Source organism: Shewanella sp. MMG014 (assembly GCF_018100775.1).
GTDB classification, from domain to species: Bacteria; Pseudomonadota; Gammaproteobacteria; order Enterobacterales; family Shewanellaceae; genus Shewanella; species Shewanella japonica.
Window position 1 is genome coordinate 161,020 of sequence record NZ_JAGJDZ010000006.1, and the last position, 25,577, is coordinate 186,596.

Consider the following 25,577-nt stretch of genomic DNA (forward strand, 5'->3'; position numbering starts at 1 on the left):
GCAATATCAACGTTAAAGCCACTAGAATATGCGAATTCGATTATTGCCTTTCGGGTTTCAATATTCGTATTAAGCGTATTATTAATCCGCCTCTCCCAAGATATGCTGATAAATATCAATCACCTGAGCGACGTGTTTTTCTGCCTCTGAAACATCAATTTGTCCTTTTTGCTGTTGCAATGTCAGTCGATGATTTTCATCTCTTAGCCAGCAGTAGGTCTGCGTTAAGTGCTGCGCAGTCATAAATGGAATCATTTCTAGTTCAGCTAACATTTGAAATATACGCACGTTATCAGACCAAATAGCCAACTCTTTATGGCTGCTAGCATGGGCTAGCACCAAATACTGCGCCATAAATTCAATATCAGCGATGCCGCCAGGACTCTGTTTTAAATCGAATTTATCAGGACTTACCTTTAATAGATGATCGCGCATTTTAATTCGCATATCCCGAACCAGCTTAGCTAACTCAGGTAAATCACGTGGTTTAGATAAAATCTCAGTTCTAATCTCACTAAAACGGGCGGCCAACGCATTATCACCATAAACAAAACGGGAGCGAACTAATGCTTGATGCTCCCAGTTCCACGCCTCAGCTTGTTGGTACTCTTTAAATTGCTCAACTTCAGTAATTAATAAACCAGATGCACCAGAAGGTCGAAGACGCATATCCACTTCATATAATTCACCCGATGTCGTACGTGTTGCAAACAAATGCACAATTCGTTGAGCAAGCTTCAAATAAAAATGGCCAATACCTATGGGTCTTTTGCCATCAGTTTCACCAGTATTGACGCTATTTCGCAGAAACACTAAATCCAGATCGGATCCGTACCCTAGCTCTATTCCACCGAGTTTTCCGTAACCAATTACCGCAAAGCCCATTTTGTCTGGGCTGGTACCAGCAGGAACACCATGTCGACTCGCCACTTGGTGCCATGCTTGCAATACGACTTGTTCAATGATTGCTTCCGCTAAAAAAGTCAGGTGATCGCTGACTTCCATTACCGGTAATACACCTGTGACATCCGCAGCTGCAATTTTTAATTGTTGAGATAACTTAAACTGGCGCAACGCTTCCATTTGCTGCTCCATATCTTCTTCAGGCACCCGCAGTAAATATTGTCTTAGCTCACTAGGGTAATCATCAACAGAAGTGGTGTCGTATAATTGCGCAGGATCAATCAACTCATCCAATAACATTGGGAAGTTGGCAAGTTCTTGGGCAATCCATGGGCTAGCACAACATAAACTAATTAATTGCTGTCGAGCACCAGGGTTTTCGCACAATAACTCAAGGTAGGTAGTGCGGGTTAAAATCTGTTCTAAAACCCCTGATACGGCAGTTAATGCCGCGCTAGGTGAAGCATGCTCTAATAGCTCGGACAATAATCTTGGCATCAGCTTTTCGAGGGTCTCTCTTCCTCTTGGGCCAATTGAACGTTTAACCGTTATAGATCGCCACTCAGTTAATGTCGGCCAAAAATTAGCATCGTCCACTAAATGTTCTTCTAAAAGCGCTGCGGCGTTGTCTGGATCTTCAATGACCCATAATTGACTAGTCCAATGTTCCGTTTGTTCATGTGCATCATCGCCACCAACAGTATCGTTGAAGTGTCTATGAATTTGTTGCATTGCTCTATCAATGTCAGCACGCAGCACCGTTTCATTTTCGCAGTTCATCGCAAAACATAAACGCTGCCAGTCGACATCATTATCTGGCAATGTCTGAGTTTGCTTATCATCAATAGCTTGCAGTAAGTTTTCTACTCGGCGAAGTAAGATATAGCTCTTTTTGAGTTCATCAACGGCAAGATACTCGAGTTGACCTAAGTTATATAACGTATCAATAGCACCAAAAAGGCTTTGCTGACGCAGTGCTGGCTCCCTTCCACCTCGAATAAGCTGGAAGCTTTGCACCACGAACTCCACTTCTCGAATCCCGCCCGCCCCCAATTTTATATTATTGGTAAGCTGACGACGGCGCACTTCTTGCGCAATTAATTGCTTCATTTTACGTAATGAATCGATTGCTGAAAAATCGATGTAGCGTCGATAAATAAAGGGTCTTAATAAGTCATGTAAGTCATCGCTAAATTGAGTCCACGGGCCTAATACTCTGGCTTTGACCATGGCATATCTTTCCCAATCTCGCCCTTGTTCTTGGTAATAATCTTCAAGACCGCTAAAACTCACCACTAATGGGCCACTCTCACCATATGGGCGCAGACGCATATCAACCCGAAAAACAAAGCCATCAACGGTCACTTGATCAAGTAGGTTAACTAATCGCTGACCCATACGTATGAAAAACTGCTGATTAGCTTGGGCACGACGGCCTCCGACAGTCTCGCCATGCTCAGGAAAAGTAAAAATTAAATCAATATCAGATGAAAAGTTAAGCTCGCGCCCACCAAGTTTACCCATACCGAGAATTAATAATGGCTGAGGATTACCTTGTTCATCTGACGGTGTACCAAGCTGCTGACACATATCTTGATATAGCCAATCTCTCGCGGCAATAACGAGGGCTTCAGCTAACGCAGACAAATCCAGTAATGACTCTTCTAATGCTGAATAATTGCCAAAGTCGCGCCAAGCTAATCTCACCATCTGGAAGTTACGATATTGACGCAGGATTGATTTAACTTCATCTTCAGACTTTATCGAAGCAAGTTTATTTGCTAATTCAATCGCAAAGCTTTGCCTATCGACTTCTGTTAATAAGCCATCAAGTAACAAGCTTATCCATTCAGGGTGGCGACACAATTGTTCTGCAATGTAGTCACTCAAACCAAAGACTGACTTTAATGCCTTTTGCTCGTCGATTGATAACGTATCAATGACTTCCGGGGAAGAATTACCTAACCTCAACCAGTAACGTTCTGCAATTTCTGATAATTCGGCAGATAAAATAGAGTTACTTTCGATTAGCATTATTATTCGATCCCTTCGGCAATTTACACATGATATGGCAGGTTTAATTCGACATAATATGTCGAATTATGCTATACCATTCATAATAAAAGTTTAATGTAAGTCTTAATTGTATATAGCATTAAGATTACTATAACCTGTATAGCAGTTATACCTAACCGTATAAATATTTGGTCGAATATGAATACATATTTATTCGGTTTGTTAATTATTTTAATTTGATTTTTATAGCATTGGAGAAAACATGGCTGGTTTGTTACCCCGTGTCCTCACAGTATTTTCCGGGTTGATATTATGCATCTCACTTTCAGGTTGCGGCGATGACCGTCCTGAAAAAATTGCGCAATATCAGCAATTGTCTCAACAACGAATAACTCAGCTTGGCGCCATGCTAGATGCTGGTGAATTGCGTAATGCCACTTTATTAAAGCAATACACGCAATTATTAAAAAGCAGCAAACCCGATCTGGTGCCGCTTTTAGATGAGTTAGCAAAAGATGCTGGCACCACAGGGCCAATGTTTCAATCGCTAAAACGACGCACAAGCGAGCTTTCTGATTCAGCCAACTTTATCGATTTAGATCAACAGCTCGAAGAAGCGCAGAACATTTATCAAGCTGCAGACTCAAGTCTCTATAATGACATGTTGTCTGATCCTGTTAACGTTGTAGCAGACTTATCTGGCGGGCAATTAGCACGGGTGAACTCAATAAGTCGTGAAGCCGCTGCACTGGCTAATGGCAGTGAAGATTTTGGTGCAGGTAGTCAACTCGTCGGTAACCCTTCATATGGTAGCTGGCAAACGAATTCAAGTGGCATGTCTTTTTGGGCGTGGTACGGCATGTACTCGATGTTTTCAAATATCATGAACCCAGTGCGTTATGATCGTTGGTCAAACAATCGTGGTTACAGCTATTACAATGACGTTGGTCGTTATCGCTACACGTCTCCAAAACAAGCAAGTGCTCAAAATCGCACTTATGAAAACACCAAGAAAACCTTTAACTCTCAGGGTAAACAATTTAATAGCCCGTACGCTAAATCCCGTACTGGCTCAACGAGCTTATCACGTCAAAGTACTTCTGCTCCCAAAGCAAGTACCACAGGCACTAGAAGTGCTAACTCAAGTAAATTCCGTTCGACCTATTCAAAAGACAGCAGTTTTCGTAATTCATCTAGCCGCACAACTCGCGGTGTACGCCGAGGCAAATAAGGAACAATCATGACATTTTTAAGTGACTTCGGACTTACCCTAGACTTAGCGATTATTTTAGCTATCGACATTACCATTGCTGTAATTTTGTTAGCATTAATGCGCTACTTACAAGGTTGGAGTGTGCGTGTTAACAGCCGTGCAGAATTAGCAGACCGTGATAATTTTGCCTTTGGTGTTAGCACCGCTGGTGCAGTATTAGCCTTAGGCATTGTGTTAACTGGCGCCATTACAGGTGAAGCAGCAAACTCATACGCAATGGAAGCAATCGGCATGACCTGCTACGGCGTATTTGGTTTAGTGCTAATTAAATTTGGCCGTTTTTTACATGACAAAGTGGCACTCAATGAATTTGATAAAAACAGCCAAATTGTTAATGGCAATATGTCTGTTGCTATCGTAGATGCAGCAGCTGCAATAGCAACGGCTATCATTATTCGCTCAGTATTAATGTGGGCTGAAGATATTACGGTTGACACCTTTATCGCAATTTTCACTGCATTCTTGATTTCTCAATTAATGCTAGTGCTGCTAACTCGATTCCGTGAACACCAGTACGCTAAGCGTAATCAGGGTGACTCAATGCAAAAGGCGTTAGAGCAAGGTCAAGTTGCTATTGCTGTTCGTCACAGTGGTTACATGATTGCAATGGCATTTACTTTTAATGCTGCAAGTCACTTTATCATTTATGATCCGACTGCTTATTTAATGAATATTGTTGGCTGGCTGACATTCTCAGTGATCATGCTTATCGCACTGTCAGTGTTATTAGCCATCGTCAAAAAGTTAGTGTTAGCGCAAATTAACCTCACAGATGAAGTTGAAAAGCAGCATAACGTTGGCGTAGCAGCTGTAGAGCTTGCTATCAGTATTGGTATCGCACTTATTCTTGCGGCATTAATGGCTTAATTCGATGAATAATACTTTGCTTGAACATGGCCAGGAGGGCTGCAACAAGCAAAGCAGTCCTTCTAAACGCAGCTTAGCATGGTTCGATGATGCCCTTTTACTGGGCATCATGGCGCTACTTGCAGGCTGCGGTCTTATCTACGAATACCTATTATCTCACTATGCCGGCCGCATTCTTGGCGCACTAGAAGCTGCGATTTATACCATGATTGGCATTATGATCGTATCTATGGGTATTGGCGCTTTTGCCGCCCGTAAAATTCGCTGTGCGTTTACCGGTTTCGCCTTGCTTGAACTCACCGTCGCTTTTTGCGGTTCGCTCGCCATTTTAATCACAGCGGCCGTTATTGGTTTTGGCCAGCAATTACCCTTGATAATCGCCAACACATTAGGCCTGCCACCCGATCATATTCCTGATGGAGGTTTTATCGGGACACTACAAAATCTCAGTGAGTATTTACCTTATATTTGGGGCGTCATTTTAGGCTTGATGATTGGTATGGAGATTCCACTCATTGCTCGAGTTCGCCAATCCCTATCTGAAGAACACCTTCTCCATAATGCTGGTACCATTTATGGTGCTGACTACATCGGCGCTGGTGCAGGCGCTGCAATATGGGTAATGTTTATGCTCTCGCTAGATATTCAGTTAGCAGCAGCATTAACTGCCAGTGTTAACTTATTGGCAGGGTTTGTTTTTATATGGCGTTTTTGGCAACAAATTCGCTGGGCTAAATTGATTCTTATTGGTCACTTTGTTGCCAGTGGTGTACTGGTGCTATTGGCGATGCACGGCCCAAGTTGGGAACAAAACTTCAATAATTTATTGTACAAAGACAAGGTTGTTTATGCCGAAGCGACCCGTTTTCAGCAATTAACCTTTACTGAACGCTTACGTGGTAATGGCCAAGAACCTGTCTACTCTCTTTATATTAATGGCCGTTTGCAGTTCTCCAGCATTGATGAGCATATTTATCACAGTTTTTTAGTGCACCCAACGATGGCAGCCAGTGCTAGACAAGACAAGGTACTCATCATTGGTGGTGGAGATGGGTTAGGCCTTAAGCAAGTGTTCAAATGGCAACCTAAGTCGGTCACCTTAATGGACTTAGACGAGAAATTAGTCGAGTTATTTGCAGCCCCTGATGAAAAAATGCCAGCCCATGTCAGCCAAGCTATGCTGTCACTTAATGGCAATGCGTTAAATGACCCTAGAGTCAACTTGGTGTTCGATGACGCATTTAATGGCGTAGATAACCTGATTAAAGGGAATCAGAAGTTTGATGTCATCATCGTGGATCTTCCAGATCCAAGTCATCCCGATCTCAACAAACTATACTCTGATTTATTTTACCGAAAGCTCGCTGAATTATTGAGTGCCGATGGTGCTATGACAGTACAGTCTACCTCGCCATACCATGCGCAGCAGGCATTCATTTCTGTCGGAAAAACCATAGAATCGGCTGGTTTTACCGTACAGCAATATCATCATAATGTGCCAAGTTTTGGAGAATGGGGCTGGAGTATCGCAACTCGCGCAGGAAAAGATGCCAAGTCTCGTTTAGCCCATAATCAGCCACTGCCAATAGAAGAAGACTGGTTAACACCGGGCTTAATTCATGGTGCTTTTGAGTTTCCTGGCAACTTTTATGACGATAAAGATAAGATTAAGACCAACAAAATTGGCTCATTACAGCTTTACCATTATCACTTAGCGTCTTGGTCTGATAACCAAGGGATGAATCTTTTTTAATCTAATAAAGAATAGCCTTGACATAATATGTCTAAGTGCTATCTTTGAAACCTAAGACATAATATGTCAATAAGGACAAATATGAATATCCATAAGATTGCTAACCACTTAACTGAACTAGGCGATGAGAGCCACACAGGGTTGAAGTTTGATTGTTTCCCAATTGATGGTGATGTTGAGGTGTTACAAGTCAACGTTGCTGGTCGCGAAGAGTTACCAGTATTTGTATCAGTAACTGACAACCAAGTTTTGTGTATCAGTTACTTATGGGATGAGAGCGAAGTGAAAGAAGAAACTCGCACTCAAATGTTTGAAACCATGTTGGAATTAAACATTCCAATGCCACTATCATCGTTTGCAAAAATTGACGATAAATATGTGGTTTACGGTGCACTTTCAGTCACCTCAAGCATGGAAGAGATTGAACAAGAATTATCAGTATTGTCTGATAACTGTTTAGAAGTCATCGACGAACTCGTCGAATTTTTGAAGTAAGGAGCCACACATGGGCATTTTAAATAAAATTTTAACGGCGTTTCGCGGCGGTGCTAATGAAGTCGGCCAAAACATTGTCGATGCAAATTCTACCCGTATTTTTGAACAAGAAATCCGTGATGCAGAAAAGCATTTAACCAAAGCTAAGCGTGAATTAACTGACGTAATGGCGAAAGAGATGCAAGCTAGCCGTGAAGTTGACCGCTTAAAGCGCAGCATCACTGAGCACGAAGGTTACGCTACACAAGCGCTTGAAAAAGACAACGAAGCTTTGGCTATCGAAGTTGCTGAAAAGATTGCTCAACTGGATCAAGAACTCGCTGACCAAGAAGCCGCTAACGCAAGCTTTTCTGCTCATGCCGTTCGCCTTAAAGATTTAGTTAAGAAAACTGAACGTCAGTTAACGGATTACCAGCGTCAGCTAAGCATGGTGAAAACCACTGAAAGTGTTCAAAAAGCCACTGCCACGATTACTGACTCATTTGCGTCAAGTAACTCGAAGCTAATGAATGCGAAAGATTCTTTAGAGCGCATCAAAGCACGTCAGCAATCATTCGATGATCGCTTACAAGCCTCTGAAGCATTAGCTGAAGAAAACAGCGATAAGTCATTACATGCCAAGCTAGCTGAAGCAGGCATTGGTGAGCAAAAGTCTAGTGCTAATGCAGTTCTTGATCGCCTTAAAGCGAAAAAAGGTTAATTAAGCTATGGGATTTCTAAGTGGCCTTTTCGGCAAGAAAGAAGCCCCAAAACGTCAGCTTGACCATGTGAACAAGCTACTCAAGGGAGATATGATCTCCCTTGATGATAGCTTTGCTTTACCTGAGCAACTACGTGGGCAGCAGCTTAAAGTTGAAGAAGTCCATACTTATGAGTATGAACGCTCTCAGCAATGTGAGTGGTTACTTAGAGGCCACAGCGGTACTGCAATTTATCTCTCGTATCATCAAGAAGATGAGGCTTACTTGAGTTTTTCAATCAAAGTAAACCGAGCGGTGGTAGAGCAGCTGTTTGACTTGGAGCAGTTTAGCCAAATATTTGAAGAACCGGGCAATGCAGAGCTCACGACACTTTCATTGTCGAATGAGTTAGATAGCGAATACGGACGTTGGCTTGCTAGCGCATACCATCAAGTAGAGTTTGGTTGTTTTGGATACTTCCACCGTGAAGATTATCGTGGCCAAAAACCACCTCAAGATGATAGCAGCCAACACCGCGGAAATGCCTTTGAAAGCTATTCTTTAGTCAATAATGAAGATTCTCAGGCTGTCGATATTGAGGTCTACGAAGGTGGCGATACCGATGTCATGTTAACACTGTACCGCCCAGTAACTGACATTCGTGAGTTTTGGCCAGCGAGTTAACACTGGCAGTATAAAGGAGTAACACCTGACATGAGTAAAGGTAAATCATTACCAGATACATGGATTAAAAATCAGCAAGCAGCAAAAGCGACACAAGTGGCTTTTGACCTCGATGAAAAGTTTCAATACTTAATTCGTAAAGCAGCGCTAGATGCAGGTGTTAGCCCTTCAGATCAAATTCGCTCAATCCTAGGCTTGGAAGTGACTAAACGCCCTAAGCGTCCAAGGTTAACAGTGTCATTAAGCCAAGATGACTATGCAATTTTGGCACACAGATATGGTTTAGAAGCTGATGCTCAGCTAGAAATCAAAAAACGTGTGCTAGATGATTTAGTTCAATTTGTTGATGAATAAGCACTACAACCAAGCTAAATGCAAAACACGCCCTTTGGCGTGTTTTTTTATACCTTTAGATTGTCTCTAAAAGGTTACATTGTTAGCATCACCACAACGCAATATTCTCAAAACGGATTTTACTATGATCGAAAAAAAACGTTGGTCACTAAAAGCATTAAATGGCCCGAGCCCTTTTGACTTAGCTATGATGATCCTGTCGCTGTTCTCTGTCATCGTGGTGCTAATCCTGACATTTGGAAACGTTGACGCAGAAACACGCAGGCTATTACTGTTTATCGATCTCAGTATTTGTATGATTTTTATGTCGCGTTTTTTTTACGGTCTCATAAAAGCCAACAACAAAAAATTCTATCTTCAACATCATTGGATTGACTTCGTTGCCAGTATTCCCGCCATTGAAGCACTGCGTATTGCGCGTGTATTCCAAATTCTTCGGGTTATACGCTTAATACGTGTTAGTCGCACCTTAATTATTCCACTGATTAGACAACGTAAACAAACCACTTTAGCAAGCTTGTTGTTAGCAATGGTCTTCATTTTAACTACTGCCTCTATTGTCATCTTATTAGTTGAAGCAGGTACAGAAGGCGCCAATATAGAAACCGCTGAACAAGCCATTTGGTGGACCTTGGTTACCATTTCAACCGTGGGATATGGAGATTACTACCCTGTAAGCACTGTGGGACATGTCGTTGGCGCCCTTGTTATTATGAGCGGCGTAAGTTTTTTTGGTGTGATATCGGGCTACATGGCCTCAGTCTTTGTCGCACCAGATGACCATGAACGAAGCGAGAATAATAAGAAAGAAATTAAATTTGAACTTGAAAAAGCCTTATTGAGAATGGAAGAAAATCAGCAGCAAATGGAGCAAAACCAGCAAGTCATGTTAGCTGAAATCACTCGATTACGGGAAGAACTTAATCAACAAAACAAGACTCGTGAATAGCGCAAGTGACATAAAAAAACCTATCGTAATGATAGGTTTTTTTGGGGGCGCTAATCCAATGCTTACCAATAAGGCTGATTATTAAGCGCGCTTTTACGTGAGTGCTCCATTGCAAAGAGTAAACTGGCTTCTTTGTCTTGAAGCCAATCGCTAATATCCACTTCACTTTGCTCAGTTAATTTAGCTAAAAGCTGATAGCAACCTAACGTTTGAATACCTAATGCCAGATCTTGCCATGGCGCTCTAAATGCTTCTCGATCATCAGATTGGTACAGCTCGCCATAAGCAAAACCGACCAAAATACTTTCATCTAACCCTTGTGCGACTTGTTGATAATCTAAACTGTCCATTGCCGCAGATATTGGCATTAAATCAACAATTTTTTGCCAAGAGTCCTGCTGAAGATGATTAGCAAATAAACCTAATTCGGGATAATCAACTAATTGGTGGCTCCCATTCGCGGTTTTTAGTAACAACTCAACCAGTGCCAATTGTAATTGACCGTATTCTGGCAGTTGCCATAAACAGCTTAATCGTTGGTTTAAAACCAATTCATTGACGCTTTGCTGCGCGAGTGGAATGATTTGAGTTTTATCGATGCGTTTGCCCAGCAACTTTTGTGGCTCATCGAGTAATAAGCTCAAACTCTGCAGTGGCTCGATAAATTGTAATTTTTGTTCAATCACATCAAAGTGGGTTAATACATCGCTATTAAGTAAGCCAAATTGCATCAAGGTTAATCTTAATAACCTGACACATGCTCTGAGCTGACTCCATAATTTTGCTTGTTGAACAATATCATTAGTATCAATAAGTAAGGCTTCTATAACCTGCCAGCGCTCAATACCAGTTTCAAGTAACACCTCTAATGTTTTAGATAAGCTTTTATCAGTAGGCAAACAAATATAATCAATCTGTTCTAGTGCTATGGCAGGTAAGTGTCCTGCTAAATGATAGCCGCGTTGCGCTTTACTCGCCTTACCTAAACGGACAGGTATATGCTTAGCAACTTCAATTGCAAGGTGCAGTAACGCCGATGTCTCTCCAGCCAGTAATTCAAACTCAATCTCGCAAATCGGATCAACCTCACCATTTGCGATCACTTTTCCAACATCAAACGCCACTTCAACTAAACTGCCTTCAATGTATATGTGCCATGCCTGACGGGTAAAGTTCGTTTCAAATACGCAGGTTAACTCAGTTTGTAGCGCATCAATATCCGCTTCTTGAGGCCATACTTCTTTCGGAAAAAGCGCCAACTCGGGTGTATCTTGGGAAATCGGCACATTATATTCAGGTCGAGAGTGAATCCCCCCCGAAACTGTTCCAGCTGTTTTAATGGTTTGCTCGGTGAAATTTTCACCCTTTCTGATACGCAAGCCCATTTTCCAGCTGCGAAGTTGTAACTTGGCTGTATCAAAATATTTATTTGTTAAACTTGTGATATTTTGTGGTGTTGAATCACTCATTCCGTTAAGTAATTTAACAAGCAAATCATTGTGTTGCGACTGCATAAACAGCTTAAGTTCAATCTCTGCGTCCATTGACTTTCTACTCATCTTGTCATTAAATCTTCATCAATGCGTCATAATAAATTCACAATGTCACATTTCTGTCATAAAAATCCCTTAGGATTGCGCAACTCAGTTCTATATACTGAGCCGTATTAACTGTAGATTAAATTAAAAACACAGTTTCATTATGCGGACGCTTGAGGTAACATGCGCCCGTTTTTCCAACATTGGAATCATTAAATAGGTTAACCGCAATGCCAGTAAACTCTATTTTAGGTGTGTTTGCAAAATCACCCCTTAAACCATTAGAACAGCATATAGATAAAGTGCATGAATGTGCATCTTTACTCGTACCATTCTTTGAAGCAACCACTGCTGGAGATTGGGATAAAGCTGTAAGTGTTCGTAAGCAAATTAGCTTATTAGAAAATGACGCTGACGCGCTAAAGCGTGAAATCCGTCTCACCCTTCCTAGTGGGTTGTTTATGCCAGTTGAGCGTACTGACTTGCTTGAGTTGTTAACTCAGCAAGACAAAATTGCCAACAAAGCTAAAGACATCTCAGGCCGTATTATCGGTCGCCAATTAGTGTTCCCTCAACCAGTTCAAGCACCGTTTAATGCTTACCTCAAACGTTGTTTAGATGCTGTCTCTCTTGCTAAGCAAGCAATTAACGAACTCGATGACCTTCTTGAAACAGGTTTCCGTGGTCGTGAAGTCGAATTAGTAGCCAAGATGATCAATGAATTAGATCTAATTGAAGCTGATTCTGATGATTTGCAGATCCAAGTACGTCGTTTACTACTAAGCTTGGAAGCAGATTTGAATCCTGTCGATGTCATGTTTATGTACAAGATCATTGAATGGGTTGGAGGCTTAGCTGATCTAGCTGAGCGTGTAGGCTCTCGCCTAGAGCTAATGTTAGCTCGCAGTTCATAACTAAAAAAGTTATCAAGGAAACAACATGGTTGATGTATTAGTCACCAATGGCCCAATGCTAATTGGTATTGCGGCTGTATTTGGATTTTTGATGGCATGGGGTATTGGCGCGAATGACGTTGCTAATGCTATGGGTACCTCAGTAGGTTCCAACGCCATCACAATCAAACAAGCAATTATTATTGCAATGATCTTCGAGTTCGCTGGGGCTTACTTAGCCGGTGGCGAAGTTACCAGTACTATCCGTAAAGGGATTATTGACGCTAGCTTCTTTGTCGATTCACCAGAACTTCTGGTTTACGGCATGATCGGCGCACTACTCGCTGCGGGTCTATGGTTAGTTGCGGCATCAGCATTAGGCTGGCCAGTATCAACAACTCACTCAATTGTTGGTGCGATTGTTGGTTTCGCTGCAGTAGGTGTAGGTACTGAAGCGGTTGAATGGGGTAAAGTTGTTGGCATTATCGGTTCATGGGTGGTCACACCTGCGATTTCCGGCTTTATTGCTTTCATGATTTTCCAAAGTGTTCAAAAGTTAATTTTTAATACTGACGACCCTTTAGCTAATGCAAGACGTTACGTTCCTTTCTATATGGCACTTGCTGGCTTCGTTATGTCACTTGTTACCATTACTAAAGGTCTAAAACATGTTGGTCTACACTTCTCAACCGTTGAAGCGTACGGCTTAGCAATTGCTGTTGCTATTGGTGTTGGTATTTTCGGTAAAGTCGCTATTGCTCGCTTAAACATGAGCACTGATATTAATCGTCAAACTGAATATGCAAACGTTGAAAAAGTCTTCGCAATCTTAATGGTTGTTACAGCATGTTGTATGGCGTTTGCTCATGGTTCAAATGACGTTGCTAACGCAATTGGCCCATTAGCTGCAGTTGTATCTGTTGTTAACAGTGGCGGTGCAATTGAATCGAAAGCAGCACTTGCATGGTGGATTCTTCCTCTAGGTGCTATCGGTATCGTAATGGGTCTAGCTATCTTTGGTAAGCGTGTCATGCAGACCATTGGTAAAAACATTACTCATCTGACTCCAAGCCGTGGTTTTGCCGCTGAATTAGCTGCTGCATCAACCGTGGTAATTGCTTCTGGTACTGGTTTACCCATTTCAACAACTCAAACATTAGTTGGTGCGGTATTAGGTGTGGGTATGGCACGTGGTATTGCTGCAATTAATATCGGTGTAGTTCGTAACATCGTTATTTCTTGGGTAGTAACGTTACCAGCCGGCGCTGCATTATCTATCTTGTTCTTCTTCACCATCAAAGGTGTATTCAGCTAAGATTGCTGAGATAGATAGCCAAAATAAAGCCAGTCCTTGTGACTGGCTTTTTTATTGCCTAAAACAAACCGAACAGATTATGGAGCATAAAAAAATCCACCCAGTTATTAATTGATGACACTTTTGCAGCAATTTTCACGTAAAAGTCGTCAAAAAATCAGTAATCCCGCTTATTTAAATAAGACTTTGCGGTTCTTCCTTGCAATCAAGACAGTAAATAAATAGCATGACGGATAGTTCTAATGGTATGGAAAAATAACGTGTTCAGAATGCTTACAATAGTAGCTTTGCTACTGCTCTCAAAAGGTTTAATGGCTCAGACGCATTACATTACTGACGATGTGTTTATTTACATCCACGGTGGTCCAGGTACCCAATATCGTATTTTAGGCAGCATTGAGGCTGGTCAAACGATTACCTTATTAAATGAAACTCAAAATGAATACAGTAAAATTCGTGATCATAAAAATCGTGAAGGCTGGGTAAAGTCTGATTTAATTGAAACAGGAACGAGTTTACGAAATCGCTTACCGCTACTAGAAGCTGAGTTAGCAAAAACTAAAACCACCTTATCTCAACTTGATCAAAGTTCAGAGTCTGTTGCTCAGGAGCTGACATCAGCTAACAATCAGATTGCTTCTTTACAGTCTGAATTATCAAGAGTGACAAATGAGCGTGATAGCAGTAATCAACAACTGCAATCAATCAAAGATAACGCCCAGTCAAAGATGTGGCAGCAAGGTGCAATGATTGCCGGTTTAGGCGCCTTGATTGGTATTATCTTGGTTTACTTGCCAAGACCACAACGCAAACAAAAAAGCCGCTGGATGTAAGTTTTAACGGCTAAATGAAATCTATTGCTCCAGGCTTGTATTACGACAAGATGCCCAACTAGATTCAATCAACGATTAAACCAGTGCTTGCACTGGTTTTTTTATTTGTAGACAGCATGAGACTTTTGTATTGCTTATTGTCTCCAGCTTGCCTCTGACAAATTTCTATTAAAAAATAGTTATCTTGAAACTTTCCACCTTACATTTCACTACCATTGATCCTGTTCAGCGGGTTGTACGACCAAAGTCCCCTGTACCAAAACATGCTATCGGGTGATAGTAACTAACACGCTAAAAAGCCGTAAAGAAACGAGCTTTGATATTTTGCAGCGCAAAGTAATTGATTGTCTTTTAAGGTGTTTTAGCAGGCCTCAATGAACTCAACTCTGATGCATTTACCTAAAAATGTTGATGGGATCTTAGCCATTATCATCCGAATTATTGAGCATAAAACAGTCGACACTTTTATTTACAATCACATTTCTTTGCAAACATTGCTCAATGTCACATTTTAATATTATAATCGCCTCGATTTTCGTACATTGTATACAAAATAAAAAATATCATAATAAAACAACTTGTTTACATCAGGTAGTAAACAGCTAAAGACGGAATGAAAATTATGTTTAAAGCTAGTGAAGTACTAAACGGCCATTACGACAATGCCAGCCTAGATGAGCTATTCTCAGCCATAACAAATAATTACATCGTTGATGAAGAGCAATATCTTACTGAACTCTTGAAGTTAGTACCGTCATCTGACACCGATATTAAACAAGTGACGAATCGAGCCCATGAATTAGTCACTAAAGTTCGTCAGTACGAAAAGAAAGGCTTAATGGTAGGCATTGATGCCTTTTTGCAGCAATACAGTTTAGAAACACAAGAAGGCATTATTTTAATGTGTCTTGCTGAAGCACTGTTACGTATTCCTGATGCGGCGACTGCCGATGCGTTAATTGAAGATAAGCTTTCTGGTGCTAAGTGGGATTTACACCTTAAGAAAAGCGATTCATTGTTAGTCAATGCATCCACCTGGGGATTAATGCTTACAGGTAAAATCGTTAAGCTCGATAAGAATATTGATGGTAAGCCAAGCAGTTTATTAAATCGACTCATCAATCGCGCAGGTGAACCTGTTATTCGTCAAGCCATGAATGCCGCAATGAAAATCATGGGTAAGCAATTTGTTTTAGGGCAAACCGTTCAAGAGGGCCTTAAAAACAGCACAGCTAAACGTCAACAAGGCTATACCCACAGCTACGACATGTTAGGTGAAGCCGCATTCACAGCTAAAGATGCACAAAAATATTATCTCGACTACAGCAATGCCATTCGTCAATTAGGCGCTCAGTCATATGAAGAATCAAATACACCTTTACCGACTATTTCGATCAAGCTTTCAGCTCTTCATCCGCGATATGAAGTCGCCAACGAGGATAGAGTATTAAGCGAGCTTTATGACACTGTGATTAAACTTTGTGTTCAAGCGCGTGAGCTAAATATCGGTATTTCTATCGATGCAGAAGAAATGGATCGCTTAGAGTTATCGTTAAAGCTATTTAAAAAGCTGTATAACGCTGAAGAAATTAAAGGATGGGGATTATTAGGTATTGTCGTCCAAGCTTACTCTAAGCGTGCTCTGCCCGTTCTATGTTGGTTGACGAAGCTTTCTCGTGAGCAAGGAGATGAAATCCCATTACGTCTAGTAAAAGGCGCTTACTGGGATAGTGAATTAAAATGGGCTCAACAAGCAGGCGATGGCGGTTACCCACTATTCACCCGTAAAGCAGGTACTGATGTGTCATACCTTGCCTGTGCAAGATACTTATTGTCAGAAGCCACTCGTGGGGCTATTTACCCACAGTTTGCCACTCATAATGCACAAACTGTTGCCAGTATCAGTGCGATGGCCGGTGATAGAAACTATGAATATCAGCGTTTACATGGCATGGGCGAAGAGCTTTATGACACCATGCTTGCTGAAGCTGGCGCTAAAGCTGTCAGAATTTATGCACCGATCGGTGCGCATAAAGATCTCTTACCATACTTAGTCAGAAGACTACTTGAAAATGGTGCCAACACTTCTTTTGTGCATAAATTAGTTGACCCTAAAACCCCTATTGACAGCTTAGTGGTTCACCCTGTTATCACACTCAAATCCTATAAAACTTTAGCCAATAATAAAATCGTCTTGCCGGAAGATATCTTCGGCGAAGAACGTAAAAACTCTAAAGGACTCAACATGAATATCATCTCCGAATCCGAGCCATTTTTCGCAGGAATTGAAAAATTTAGCCAAACTCAATGGCAAGCTGGCCCATTAGTTAATGGCGAGACGCTAACGGGTGAAACGATTAATGTTGTCAGTCCTTTTGATACTAACCAAGCTGTTGGTAAAGTGGCCTTTGCAAATAACCAAGCCGTTGAATTAGCACTAAGCTCTGCTCAAGCATCGTTCCACAGCTGGAGCCACACTCCAGTTGAAGAACGTGCCAACGCTCTTCAAAAACTGGCGGATTTGCTCGAAGAAAATCGAGAAGAGTTAATCGCACTTTGTACCCGCGAAGCGGGAAAAAGTATTCAAGACGGGATTGATGAAGTCCGTGAAGCCGTCGATTTTTGTCGCTACTACGCCATTCAAGCTAAAAAAATGATGGCAAAACCAGAACTACTCCCAGGCCCAACGGGTGAGCTAAATGAGTTATTCATTCAAGGACGTGGGATTTTTGTTTGTATTAGCCCATGGAACTTCCCTTTAGCGATTTTCTTAGGCCAAGTAACAGCAGCACTTGCTGTAGGTAACACTGTAGTTGCAAAACCAGCTGAACAAACATCAATTGTCGGCTATCGCGCAGTTCAACTGGCTCACGAAGCGGGTATTCCAACTGATGTTTTACAATTCTTACCGGGTACAGGTGCAACGGTAGGCGCAGCAATTACCTCTGATGAACGTATTGGTGGTGTGTGTTTTACAGGGTCAACAGGCACTGCAAAATTAATTAATCGTACTTTAGCAAATCGTGAAGGCGCAATTATTCCATTAATTGCTGAAACTGGTGGCCAAAATGCCATGATTGTCGATTCTACTTCACAGGCTGAGCAAGTGGTTGCTGATGTTGTTGCTTCATCATTTACGAGTGCTGGACAACGATGCTCAGCGTTACGAGTGCTGTTCTTACAAGAAGATATTGCCGACCGTGTGCTTGATGTCATGCAAGGGGCAATGGAAGAGCTCAGTATTGGTAACCCTAGTTCAGTTAAAACCGATGTAGGGCCTGTGATTGATGCAACAGCTCAAGCTAACCTCAATGCGCATATTGATCATATCAGCCAAGTGGGCAAATTGATTAAGAAAAATCAACTTCCTGAAGGCACAGAAAATGGTTACTTTGTTGCACCAACAGCGGTTGAAATTGATTCAATCAAAGTGCTTGATAAAGAGCATTTTGGACCAATACTGCACGTTATACGTTACAAGGCTGCCAACCTTGCAGAGGTAATTAATGAAATTAATAGCACGGGGTTTGGGTTAACCTTAGGGATCCACAGCCGTAACGAAAGCCATGCACTTAATTTAGCGGATAAAGTTGATGTGGGTAATGTGTATATCAACCGTAACCAGATTGGCGCTGTCGTCGGCGTACAACCTTTTGGTGGCCAAGGTTTATCTGGTACTGGCCCTAAAGCAGGCGGACCGCATTACCTTACTCGCTTTATCACTGAGAAAACACGTACTAATAACATTACTGCCATTGGCGGTAATGCGACATTATTGTCTTTAGGCGATGCGGATTAACCTTATCCAAAGATAAGGTTGACTATCTAAGCCTTCATTTAAAGCTCGCCACAGTGCGAGCTTTTTTTTGCCTACGAATTTATGTTCAAAATAGCATCGCCACGCTGAGTTTTTGCACTCAATTGTTAACCCAATTAAACAAAACATAATTAACAATGTAAAAGTCACCAGAGAAGCAAAGAAGTCTAGACGTCTAGATTGACACTAATTTATAGATCTCCTATGCTTGCCAGAACTTAAGAAGTCATCATAATACTGATTATTAATACAGAGCTTGCTAAAGTAGCTTTGAACTTCGAAAGACTAGAACACTGCACTTTTGACACTAAATAAACAATAAGAGAGACAACCTTGACGACACAACAAACAACAACGAGCCCAGCCTCCTTTATTGCTTTATTGCCTCTATTTGCTTTTCTTGCATTATTTATTGGCGCGGGCGTTTACTTTCAAAGCCAAGGTGTAGACTTTGCGTTTTATCAACTACCAAGTGTAATCGCCATTTTACCAGCGATTATTCTGGCGCTTCTGCTTTCTAAGCAGAAACTAAACCAATCTATTGATACCTTTATTGCGGGTATCGGCCATAGCAATATCATTGCAATGTGTCTTATTTATTTGCTTGCTGGCGCATTCGCCTCTGTTGCAAAAGCAACGGGCGGCGTTGATGCAACTGTTGCTTTGGGGCTGTCAATGATCCCATCTAGCATGTTGCTACCAGGCTTTTTTGTTATCGCCGCCTTTATTGCAACTGCAATGGGTACATCAATGGGCACCATTGCCGCCGTTGCACCTATTGCTTTAGGCGTTGCCGACCAAGCCCAAATTGATTATGCCTTAATGGCGGGTGCTGTTATGTCTGGCGCATTATTTGGTGATAACTTATCGATTATTTCGGACACTACCATTGCTGCAACTCGCACTCAGGGTTGTGAGATGAAAGATAAGTTCCGTGAAAACTTAATCTTTGCCTTGCCTGCATCGATAATTACATTGGTTTTATTTGCTTTTGCAGGCCAAGGACAAGCAGAAGTTGCGCCACAAGAAATCGACTTAATCAATGTCATTCCTTACTTAACTATCTTATTTTTAGCTGTCGCAGGCGTAAACGTCTTCGTCGTGCTAACTGTCGGTATATTGCTTGCTGGTGCAACTGGACTGTTTATCGCCGATTACAGCGTTATCCAGTTCGGTCAAGATATCTATGCTGGTTTTACTAACATGCAAGAAATCTTCATTCTTTCAATGTTAGTTGGTGGTTTAGCTGCGTTAATGCAACAACAAGGTGGCTTGAAGTTTGTTAGCGAGAAAATCGAAGCACTGATTAAACGTTTCTCAAAGGCGAAAGGTGGCACTTCAACCCGCGCGGCAGAATTAGGGATGGCAAGTATTGTTGCAGCAACCAACACCTGTGTTGCTAACAATACCGTATCAATTGTTGTCGCCAGTGATATTGCTAAAGAGCTTGCTCAAAAGCATGGTGTTGCGCCTAAACGTGCAGCAAGTGTACTGGATATCTTTGCTTGTATTATTCAAGGCTTAATTCCACATGGCGCTCAAGCACTACTAATAGCATCGACGTTTGCCATTAGTCCACTTGCTGCAATTTCAAATGCTTGGTACTGCATGATCTTAGCCGTTGTTGCTATCACTATTGTAATTCTGCGTAAGCGAGCTTAATCAAAACTATCTAATACACGTCAACAATACATCTTTAAAGCCTGATATCGCTGCCGCAACGCTGGAGCAATATCAGGCTTTTTTCGTTATTTTTGCTGATTAAAACACGTAAACAGTGATATTCTGAGTTAAACATTTAGTTAACAATGGCCCCATGTCTAGTTCAATCGAATCAAATAAACATTACGACCTTCATTTAATGATTATTTTCATGTCGTTAGCGACGGCTGTGATCAGTGGACTAGGAATTGGAACCGCATTAATCGCTGAAGTGGCACGATTGGGCGTCAGTCCGTTAAGTATACGTGCAGACACCTTGGGCGATTATATGACCTCTCCTTTAGCAATCGTTTATAATATGGGCTTGGTTATTGGTGGCGCTTGCTTAATGCTATCTATGTTAGCTCGCTATTATGTTTTTGAGGACTTTTATAGCCGCACAATCACCGTAACCGGGGCGACATTAGGCGTGCTCATTGTGTTAATTGGTATCTTTCCGATCAACTTTTTAGAACAACATCGGTTCTTTTCTACCGGATATTTGATTTGCACCTTTGTGCTACACAGCTTTTGTTTTATTGATTATTTCCGCAAGAGTAGCTCTCTTTCCGCATCCTTATTCGCTTTCAATATCATCGGCCTGATTTTTTCAGTCGCACTGATGTATTTACTGAATTGGTCTACATTGGATTTTGACCCATGTTCTCATAAGGCTCACGAAATTTGTTGGGTCTCACTGGTTATGTGGGTGCTCACTCAAGCCAATATTTTATGGTGTGTACTGCTTGGATTAACTATGAGAAAAATGATAAAAACTCAGCAACGCCAGCTCTCTACACTGACCTTTGCGAGTAACTAGCCTTGCCAGTAAACATGCGTTTAGAACAATATCTAGCTCATTGCGGCGTCAGTTCACGTCGTCAGGCCCAGCGCCTCATTGCGGCAGGAAGAGTGACATTTAATGGTCAATTAGCTAGCCCTCTTGATAGGGTCAATGCCAACGCTATCAATCCGAATATTTTATTAGACGGCGCCCCTATCGCTCCCATCGAAACCAAGCAATATTGGTTGTACCATAAACCGGTTGGTATTGATTGCCGTTTATTACCCGATTTACCTTCCAGCCTAATTCATATTCTACCAGCAGCCCCTAGACTGTATCCTGCAGGACGATTGGATAAGGATTCCCGTGGTTTGTTATTGCTGACTAATGATGGTGAGCTGACCCATAAATTAATGCACCCAGACTACGGGCATCAAAAAGTGTATTTGGTTACTGTAGATCGAGACTTTTCAGCTGAATTTATTGAAAAAATGGCAAATGGGGTGAGCTACAAAGACGTCACCACTAAACCATGCGATGTAGAAGCAGTTTCGAGCAACCAATTTAAAATCACACTGACTCAAGGGCTGAATCGTCAGATCCGAAGAATGGCTAAGGCCTTAGGTTATACTGTCATTGATTTGATCAGATTAAGCATGATGAATTGTGAATTATTAGACTTGCCAGAAAAACAAATGCGGCCATTAGAGGCCGCAGAAATTAGCTTATTAAGGCATCAACTTAAGCTGTAGATGCCTGTTAAATAAGACTTGCTTAATGAACGATTTCCATCTCTTCCAATAAGTTTTCAGCATTATCTAAGTACTTCATCACCCATAGCATGTAGCGGCTATCAACTTGAATTGAGCGATTAGTTTGTGGGTCGTAGCCCCAGTCGCCAATAATTGATTCATACACACCATCAAATAACAGACCGACTAATTCAGCACGGCCATTTAGTGTTGGAGAGCCAGAGTTACCACCTGTGGTGTCAAGCGTCGATAAGAAGTTAACCGGAACAGAATCTAACGATTTAACGTAGTAATCGCCATATTGTTTGTTTTTGATTAGCTCAAGCTGTTTAGCTGGCGCATCAAACGGATCTGCACCAGTGTCTTTAGCAAGGATACCTTCTAAGCGAGTAAATGGCACTGCAACTAGTCCATCTTGTGGGCTGTAACCTTTCACATTACCTACAGTCACACGTAAACTTGAGTTAGCATCAGCATATACTGGCTTACCTAACTCTTTATTGTACGCGATGATTGCATCCATATATTGAGGGCGCACCTTCATTAAATCACCAGCAAGTTGTTTACGTGCCTTTTCTTGCTTCATTCTTTCATCATAAGTGCTAACAGCATATTGAATAAACGGATCTTTTGACTTTTTAAACTCAGCAACAGACTTATCCATCCACGCCAATCGAACCGCTTTATCTGAAAGTTCAGTTTTGGCATACATCTTATCAAGGGTCTTGCTCAATTTAGCGTTATCGGCACTTTTACCAATAGCGAATGCTTTATCAAATGCAGGTAAGCGATCAGCTTGAGGTAATGCTGCGTAACGGCTCATTAAGTCTAATAACATCGCTTTATCAACACTGGCAGCATATCGACGCTCAATACGCTCCATACCAGAAGTAAAGCGAGTCATATCTCGCTCTTGATACCCAGGTTCACGATCCATATCAGCCAGCGTTTTCTCGTTCGCTAAGCGATATAAACGTTCAGCTGTCGACATCATTGAACTGTAACCCATATAGCTCATGATTAAATCGCGCTCTTGCTGTTGCTGGCTTTGCTTAATTAGCTTATCCAGTTGTGCTAAGACTTCGCCATATTGTGATTTACGCTTACTGTCAGCTTTTATCCACTGCGACAGTTTTAGCTCTAGCGCTTTACGATCATCAAGCATGGTCGACTTGCCATAAAACTCAATCATTGAGGTAAAGTTTTTCGCATAGTTAGCTAACCCAGCGATAGCACTCTCATACTTAATTCGTTCATCACTGCCTTCTGGCGCGGTCTCTTTGATGATTTCAATTAGGCGTTCACGAAGAACTTTCCCTTCTGGGTAAGCCCATTCAAATTGGTTCTCAACTTCATTAGCTGTGCGGTAACGATTAGTGCGACCTGGATAACCAGCAACCATTACAAAATCACCGTCACTAACCCCTTTAGCAGAGACTTTTAAAAAGCTTTTAGGCTCGTATGGAACGTTATCCTTACTAAAGTCAGCAGGCTTACCGTCTTTACCTACGTATGCACGATAAAAAGAGTAATCTCCCGTGTGGCGAGGCCACATCCAATTATCGATATCACCACCATATTTACCAACACTACCCGCTGGATTATAGGTTAAACGAACGTCACGAATTTCCATTTGTTTCACAAGGTAATACTCTAGACCACCATGGAAACTATAAACTTTACAACGATATCCATCTTCAGCTTCACATTCAGCAACTAATGCTTTTTCTTGTTGCTCGATACCTTTATAGAACTCATTACCGACTTTATTCATTTGACCTGATTTCACTCTATCAGTCACATCAGTTACCGCCTCGGTAACATAAATTCGTGAACCAGGGGTTGCTGGCAATTCCTCTGCGTAAGTTTTCGCTAAGAAGCCTTCTTTTAGCAGGTTTTTTTCAGGGGTAGAGTTGTATTGAATTGAGCCATACGCACAATGGTGATTGGTTACAACCAAGCCTTTAGGAGACACAAATGATGCTGTACAACCACCAAGGCTTATCACAGCATTCATTGGAAATTCCGTTAACTTAGAGATCGATTTGGCATCAATTTCTAACCCTTTTGCTTTAAGTTCATCAGCCATTGCTGGTAATTGATAAGGTTGCCACATCCCCTCATCAGCTTGTGCAGAAAAAGATGCCAAGATTGCGGCACTTAATAACCATTTTTTCATGTTGTTAATTCCATTTGATTCACAATAGTGAGTGTGTTGTTTGTTATACCTATTTAATAGCAAAAAGATGAACAAAAGCAGACCACTAAACTTACTTTTAGGCCAATAAAAAAGTCAGGCATATAGCCTGACTTTATCATATTGAAACAAAGGAATAATAGCCTTAGACAAACTCAGTTACATTCCTTTCTAAAAAACGTTAACTGACGTTTACATTTTAGCCCAGTGCGACCATTAATTGCGCTAGCACAATCATCACACCTAAGAGCCCTGTTACGCCCAGCGCAAGATTTCCACCAGCGACTTCATAGCCACCCATTTGCGCTTTACGTTGCTTCAATGCCATTGCAATTGGCAAGAATATGATCATGACAACTAGCGGTATAGCCGCAAAACCCAACACTTGGAAGAACCCATCAGGATAGTAAAGCGCACATAACAAAGGTGGAACAAACGTGATTAACCATGTTTTAGCTCGGCCCGCTTTATCATCTCTTGCACGAGTTAATTCAGCCACATAATCAAACAAACTCATGGTCACACCCAAAAATGATGTAATCAACGCAAGGTTAGCAAATAAGTCGATAAACTGACTTACGATAGCTGACTGAGCAACACCTTGAAGCGCATTAACGAGATCAGGTAAAGAACCAGCAAAACCATGAACGGTTTCCCCACCTAAAGTACCCAGCGTCACAAGTAGCCACAATATGTAGCAAAACAGCGGTATTGTAGAACCAATCAGCAATATTTTACGTAACGATACCGCATCGCCATCTAGGTATCTGACGATCGTTGCAATACACACATGGAAACCAAATGAGGTAAATACCACAGGTATGGCAGCTAACCACAGTTGATCCAATTTATCGCCTTCTGCGACATTGGCAGAGAAGTTAGTCAATGAAGCAACAATATTCACTTCTGGCAATAAAAAGGCAACCACAAGTACAAGCAACACCACCATAGCGGTGAATAAGACTCTTGAAACCTTATCAATCCAAGTCACGCCGATAGCAATAAAACCACCGAAGATTAAAGTAAATAGCAATACCGAGACTTGGTTATTTAAATCCACACCTAATAACGGCTCTAAACGGGTTTCAAGTAATGAAGAACCGCCCATTAGATACACCATTGTCAAAGCAAATAGCAGGCTTAAAAATGAAGCACCTTGAATTAACTGACCCACTTTGCCTAAGGTTTTACCCGTTATGCCGTGAACATTATCACCCACACCAGCGCGTAAATTAATCTCAAGCATGAGTAAAGAGGTATAAGCCGATAATCCCCAAATGACAACCAGTAACATAATCGCAGGCATAATCCCTAATGCTGCAGTCGCTAGCGGCAACGCTAGCATTCCTCCCCCAATTGCAGTACCTGCAACAATGGCTATTGAGCCAAGCATTTTTAAGTTCAAAACATGAGTCCCGTTTAATTTTTATTTATTGGTCGTTATTTGGCTAGATTGAAAGTGTGTATAACATTTCATCGAGCTGTTTTGACAGTATCAGATGCTTCTTGTAACAAGCAAGACACTTAGTTATATAAAGGCTTACAAGCCTGTTAATAAACAATTACGCAACATTAATTTAAAAACTTAAATGCAATAATATTGCAATGGCGTAGCATTACGCCGCTACAATCAATATTTACACTAAATCGGCATAAGAAGATAAGTGAAGCAACTAAGAGGAATGACGTTAAGGAATAGAACAATTAGGCTAACAGCTTAGAAATGAAAAATAAACGCAAAAAAGGGAAGGCATCTGCCTTCCCTTATATTTT

Annotated in this window: 19 protein-coding genes; 15 read left to right on the plus strand and 4 right to left on the minus strand. The window is 41.5% G+C overall.

Translation table 11 applies throughout. The annotated features are described in order from the left end of the window. Positions 1–81: 81 nt before the first annotated feature. Complete coding sequence (gene glnE / locus J8L86_RS11665; RefSeq protein ID WP_231919178.1) at positions 82–2,937, minus strand: bifunctional [glutamate--ammonia ligase]-adenylyl-L-tyrosine phosphorylase/[glutamate--ammonia-ligase] adenylyltransferase; 2,856 nt, start codon at positions 2,935–2,937, stop codon at positions 82–84. A gap of 244 nt (positions 2,938–3,181) precedes the next feature. Here glnE and J8L86_RS11670 point away from each other — a divergent pair, with 244 nt between their 5' ends. The 8 genes from J8L86_RS11670 to J8L86_RS11705 all read left to right on the plus strand — a co-directional run bounded on the left by J8L86_RS11670 (position 3,182) and on the right by J8L86_RS11705 (position 9,974). Continuing rightward, positions 3,182–4,150: a hypothetical protein gene (locus J8L86_RS11670; protein WP_065109828.1), complete on the plus strand. Its 969-nt coding sequence runs from the start codon at positions 3,182–3,184 to the stop codon at positions 4,148–4,150. Between the two features lie 9 nt (positions 4,151–4,159). Continuing rightward, positions 4,160–5,059: a DUF350 domain-containing protein gene (locus J8L86_RS11675; protein ID WP_055022624.1), complete on the plus strand. Its 900-nt coding sequence runs from the start codon at positions 4,160–4,162 to the stop codon at positions 5,057–5,059. 4 nt (positions 5,060–5,063) lie between these two features. Continuing rightward, a complete protein-coding gene (locus tag J8L86_RS11680; protein ID WP_211030433.1) occupies positions 5,064–6,812 on the plus strand; it encodes a polyamine aminopropyltransferase in 1,749 nt (582 codons plus the stop codon). Positions 6,813–6,893: 81 nt separating this feature from the next. Continuing rightward, positions 6,894–7,307, plus strand: a complete 414-nt coding sequence (locus J8L86_RS11685; protein ID WP_055022625.1) for a DUF2170 family protein — start codon at positions 6,894–6,896, stop codon at positions 7,305–7,307. Positions 7,308–7,317: 10 nt separating this feature from the next. Then, the gene (locus tag J8L86_RS11690; protein ID WP_065109827.1) at positions 7,318–8,007 is read left to right on the plus strand and encodes a PspA/IM30 family protein; all 690 of its coding nucleotides are present in this window, start codon (positions 7,318–7,320) and stop codon (positions 8,005–8,007) included. Positions 8,008–8,014: 7 nt separating this feature from the next. Continuing rightward, the gene (locus tag J8L86_RS11695; protein ID WP_055022627.1) at positions 8,015–8,671 is read left to right on the plus strand and encodes a hypothetical protein; all 657 of its coding nucleotides are present in this window, start codon (positions 8,015–8,017) and stop codon (positions 8,669–8,671) included. Between the two features lie 30 nt (positions 8,672–8,701). After that, a complete protein-coding gene (locus tag J8L86_RS11700) occupies positions 8,702–9,025 on the plus strand; it encodes a hypothetical protein (protein WP_055022628.1) in 324 nt (107 codons plus the stop codon). Positions 9,026–9,149: 124 nt separating this feature from the next. Further along, a complete protein-coding gene (locus tag J8L86_RS11705; protein WP_055022629.1) occupies positions 9,150–9,974 on the plus strand; it encodes an ion transporter in 825 nt (274 codons plus the stop codon). 62 nt (positions 9,975–10,036) lie between these two features. Here J8L86_RS11705 and J8L86_RS11710 read toward each other — a convergent pair whose 3' ends face one another. Continuing rightward, on the minus strand, positions 10,037–11,518 hold the full coding sequence (locus J8L86_RS11710) for a CYTH domain-containing protein (protein ID WP_211030434.1): 1,482 nt from the start codon (positions 11,516–11,518) through the stop codon (positions 10,037–10,039). 224 nt (positions 11,519–11,742) lie between these two features. Here J8L86_RS11710 and J8L86_RS11715 point away from each other — a divergent pair, with 224 nt between their 5' ends. The 7 genes from J8L86_RS11715 to J8L86_RS11745 all read left to right on the plus strand — a co-directional run bounded on the left by J8L86_RS11715 (position 11,743) and on the right by J8L86_RS11745 (position 21,607). Next, entirely contained in the window at positions 11,743–12,426 is a 684-nt protein-coding gene (locus J8L86_RS11715; protein ID WP_055022631.1) for a TIGR00153 family protein, read from the plus strand. A 25-nt stretch (positions 12,427–12,451) separates the two neighbouring features. Beyond that, positions 12,452–13,720 carry an inorganic phosphate transporter gene (locus tag J8L86_RS11720; protein WP_065109824.1) on the plus strand — a complete coding sequence of 423 codons (1,269 nt, stop codon included), beginning with the start codon at positions 12,452–12,454 and terminating at the stop codon, positions 13,718–13,720. Positions 13,721–13,989: 269 nt separating this feature from the next. Continuing rightward, positions 13,990–14,553, plus strand: a complete 564-nt coding sequence (locus J8L86_RS11725; protein ID WP_244899767.1) for a TIGR04211 family SH3 domain-containing protein — start codon at positions 13,990–13,992, stop codon at positions 14,551–14,553. 622 nt (positions 14,554–15,175) lie between these two features. Next, a complete protein-coding gene (gene putA / locus J8L86_RS11730; RefSeq protein ID WP_211030435.1) occupies positions 15,176–18,352 on the plus strand; it encodes a bifunctional proline dehydrogenase/L-glutamate gamma-semialdehyde dehydrogenase PutA in 3,177 nt (1,058 codons plus the stop codon). 351 nt (positions 18,353–18,703) lie between these two features. Continuing rightward, on the plus strand, positions 18,704–20,032 hold the full coding sequence (locus tag J8L86_RS11735) for a Na+/H+ antiporter NhaC family protein (protein WP_211030436.1): 1,329 nt from the start codon (positions 18,704–18,706) through the stop codon (positions 20,030–20,032). Positions 20,033–20,243: 211 nt separating this feature from the next. Beyond that, the gene (locus tag J8L86_RS11740; RefSeq protein ID WP_082972416.1) at positions 20,244–20,891 is read left to right on the plus strand and encodes a hypothetical protein; all 648 of its coding nucleotides are present in this window, start codon (positions 20,244–20,246) and stop codon (positions 20,889–20,891) included. A 14-nt stretch (positions 20,892–20,905) separates the two neighbouring features. Then, on the plus strand, positions 20,906–21,607 hold the full coding sequence (locus J8L86_RS11745; protein WP_065109821.1) for a 23S rRNA pseudouridine(2604) synthase RluF: 702 nt from the start codon (positions 20,906–20,908) through the stop codon (positions 21,605–21,607). A 22-nt stretch (positions 21,608–21,629) separates the two neighbouring features. Here the strand turns inward: J8L86_RS11745 and J8L86_RS11750 are convergent, their stop codons facing one another. Both J8L86_RS11750 and J8L86_RS11755 read right to left on the minus strand, forming a co-directional pair. After that, positions 21,630–23,786 carry a S46 family peptidase gene (locus J8L86_RS11750; protein WP_065109820.1) on the minus strand — a complete coding sequence of 719 codons (2,157 nt, stop codon included), beginning with the start codon at positions 23,784–23,786 and terminating at the stop codon, positions 21,630–21,632. A 217-nt stretch (positions 23,787–24,003) separates the two neighbouring features. Further along, on the minus strand, positions 24,004–25,209 hold the full coding sequence (locus tag J8L86_RS11755; RefSeq protein ID WP_080914913.1) for an aromatic amino acid transport family protein: 1,206 nt from the start codon (positions 25,207–25,209) through the stop codon (positions 24,004–24,006). Between the last annotated feature and the right edge of the window lie 368 nt (positions 25,210–25,577).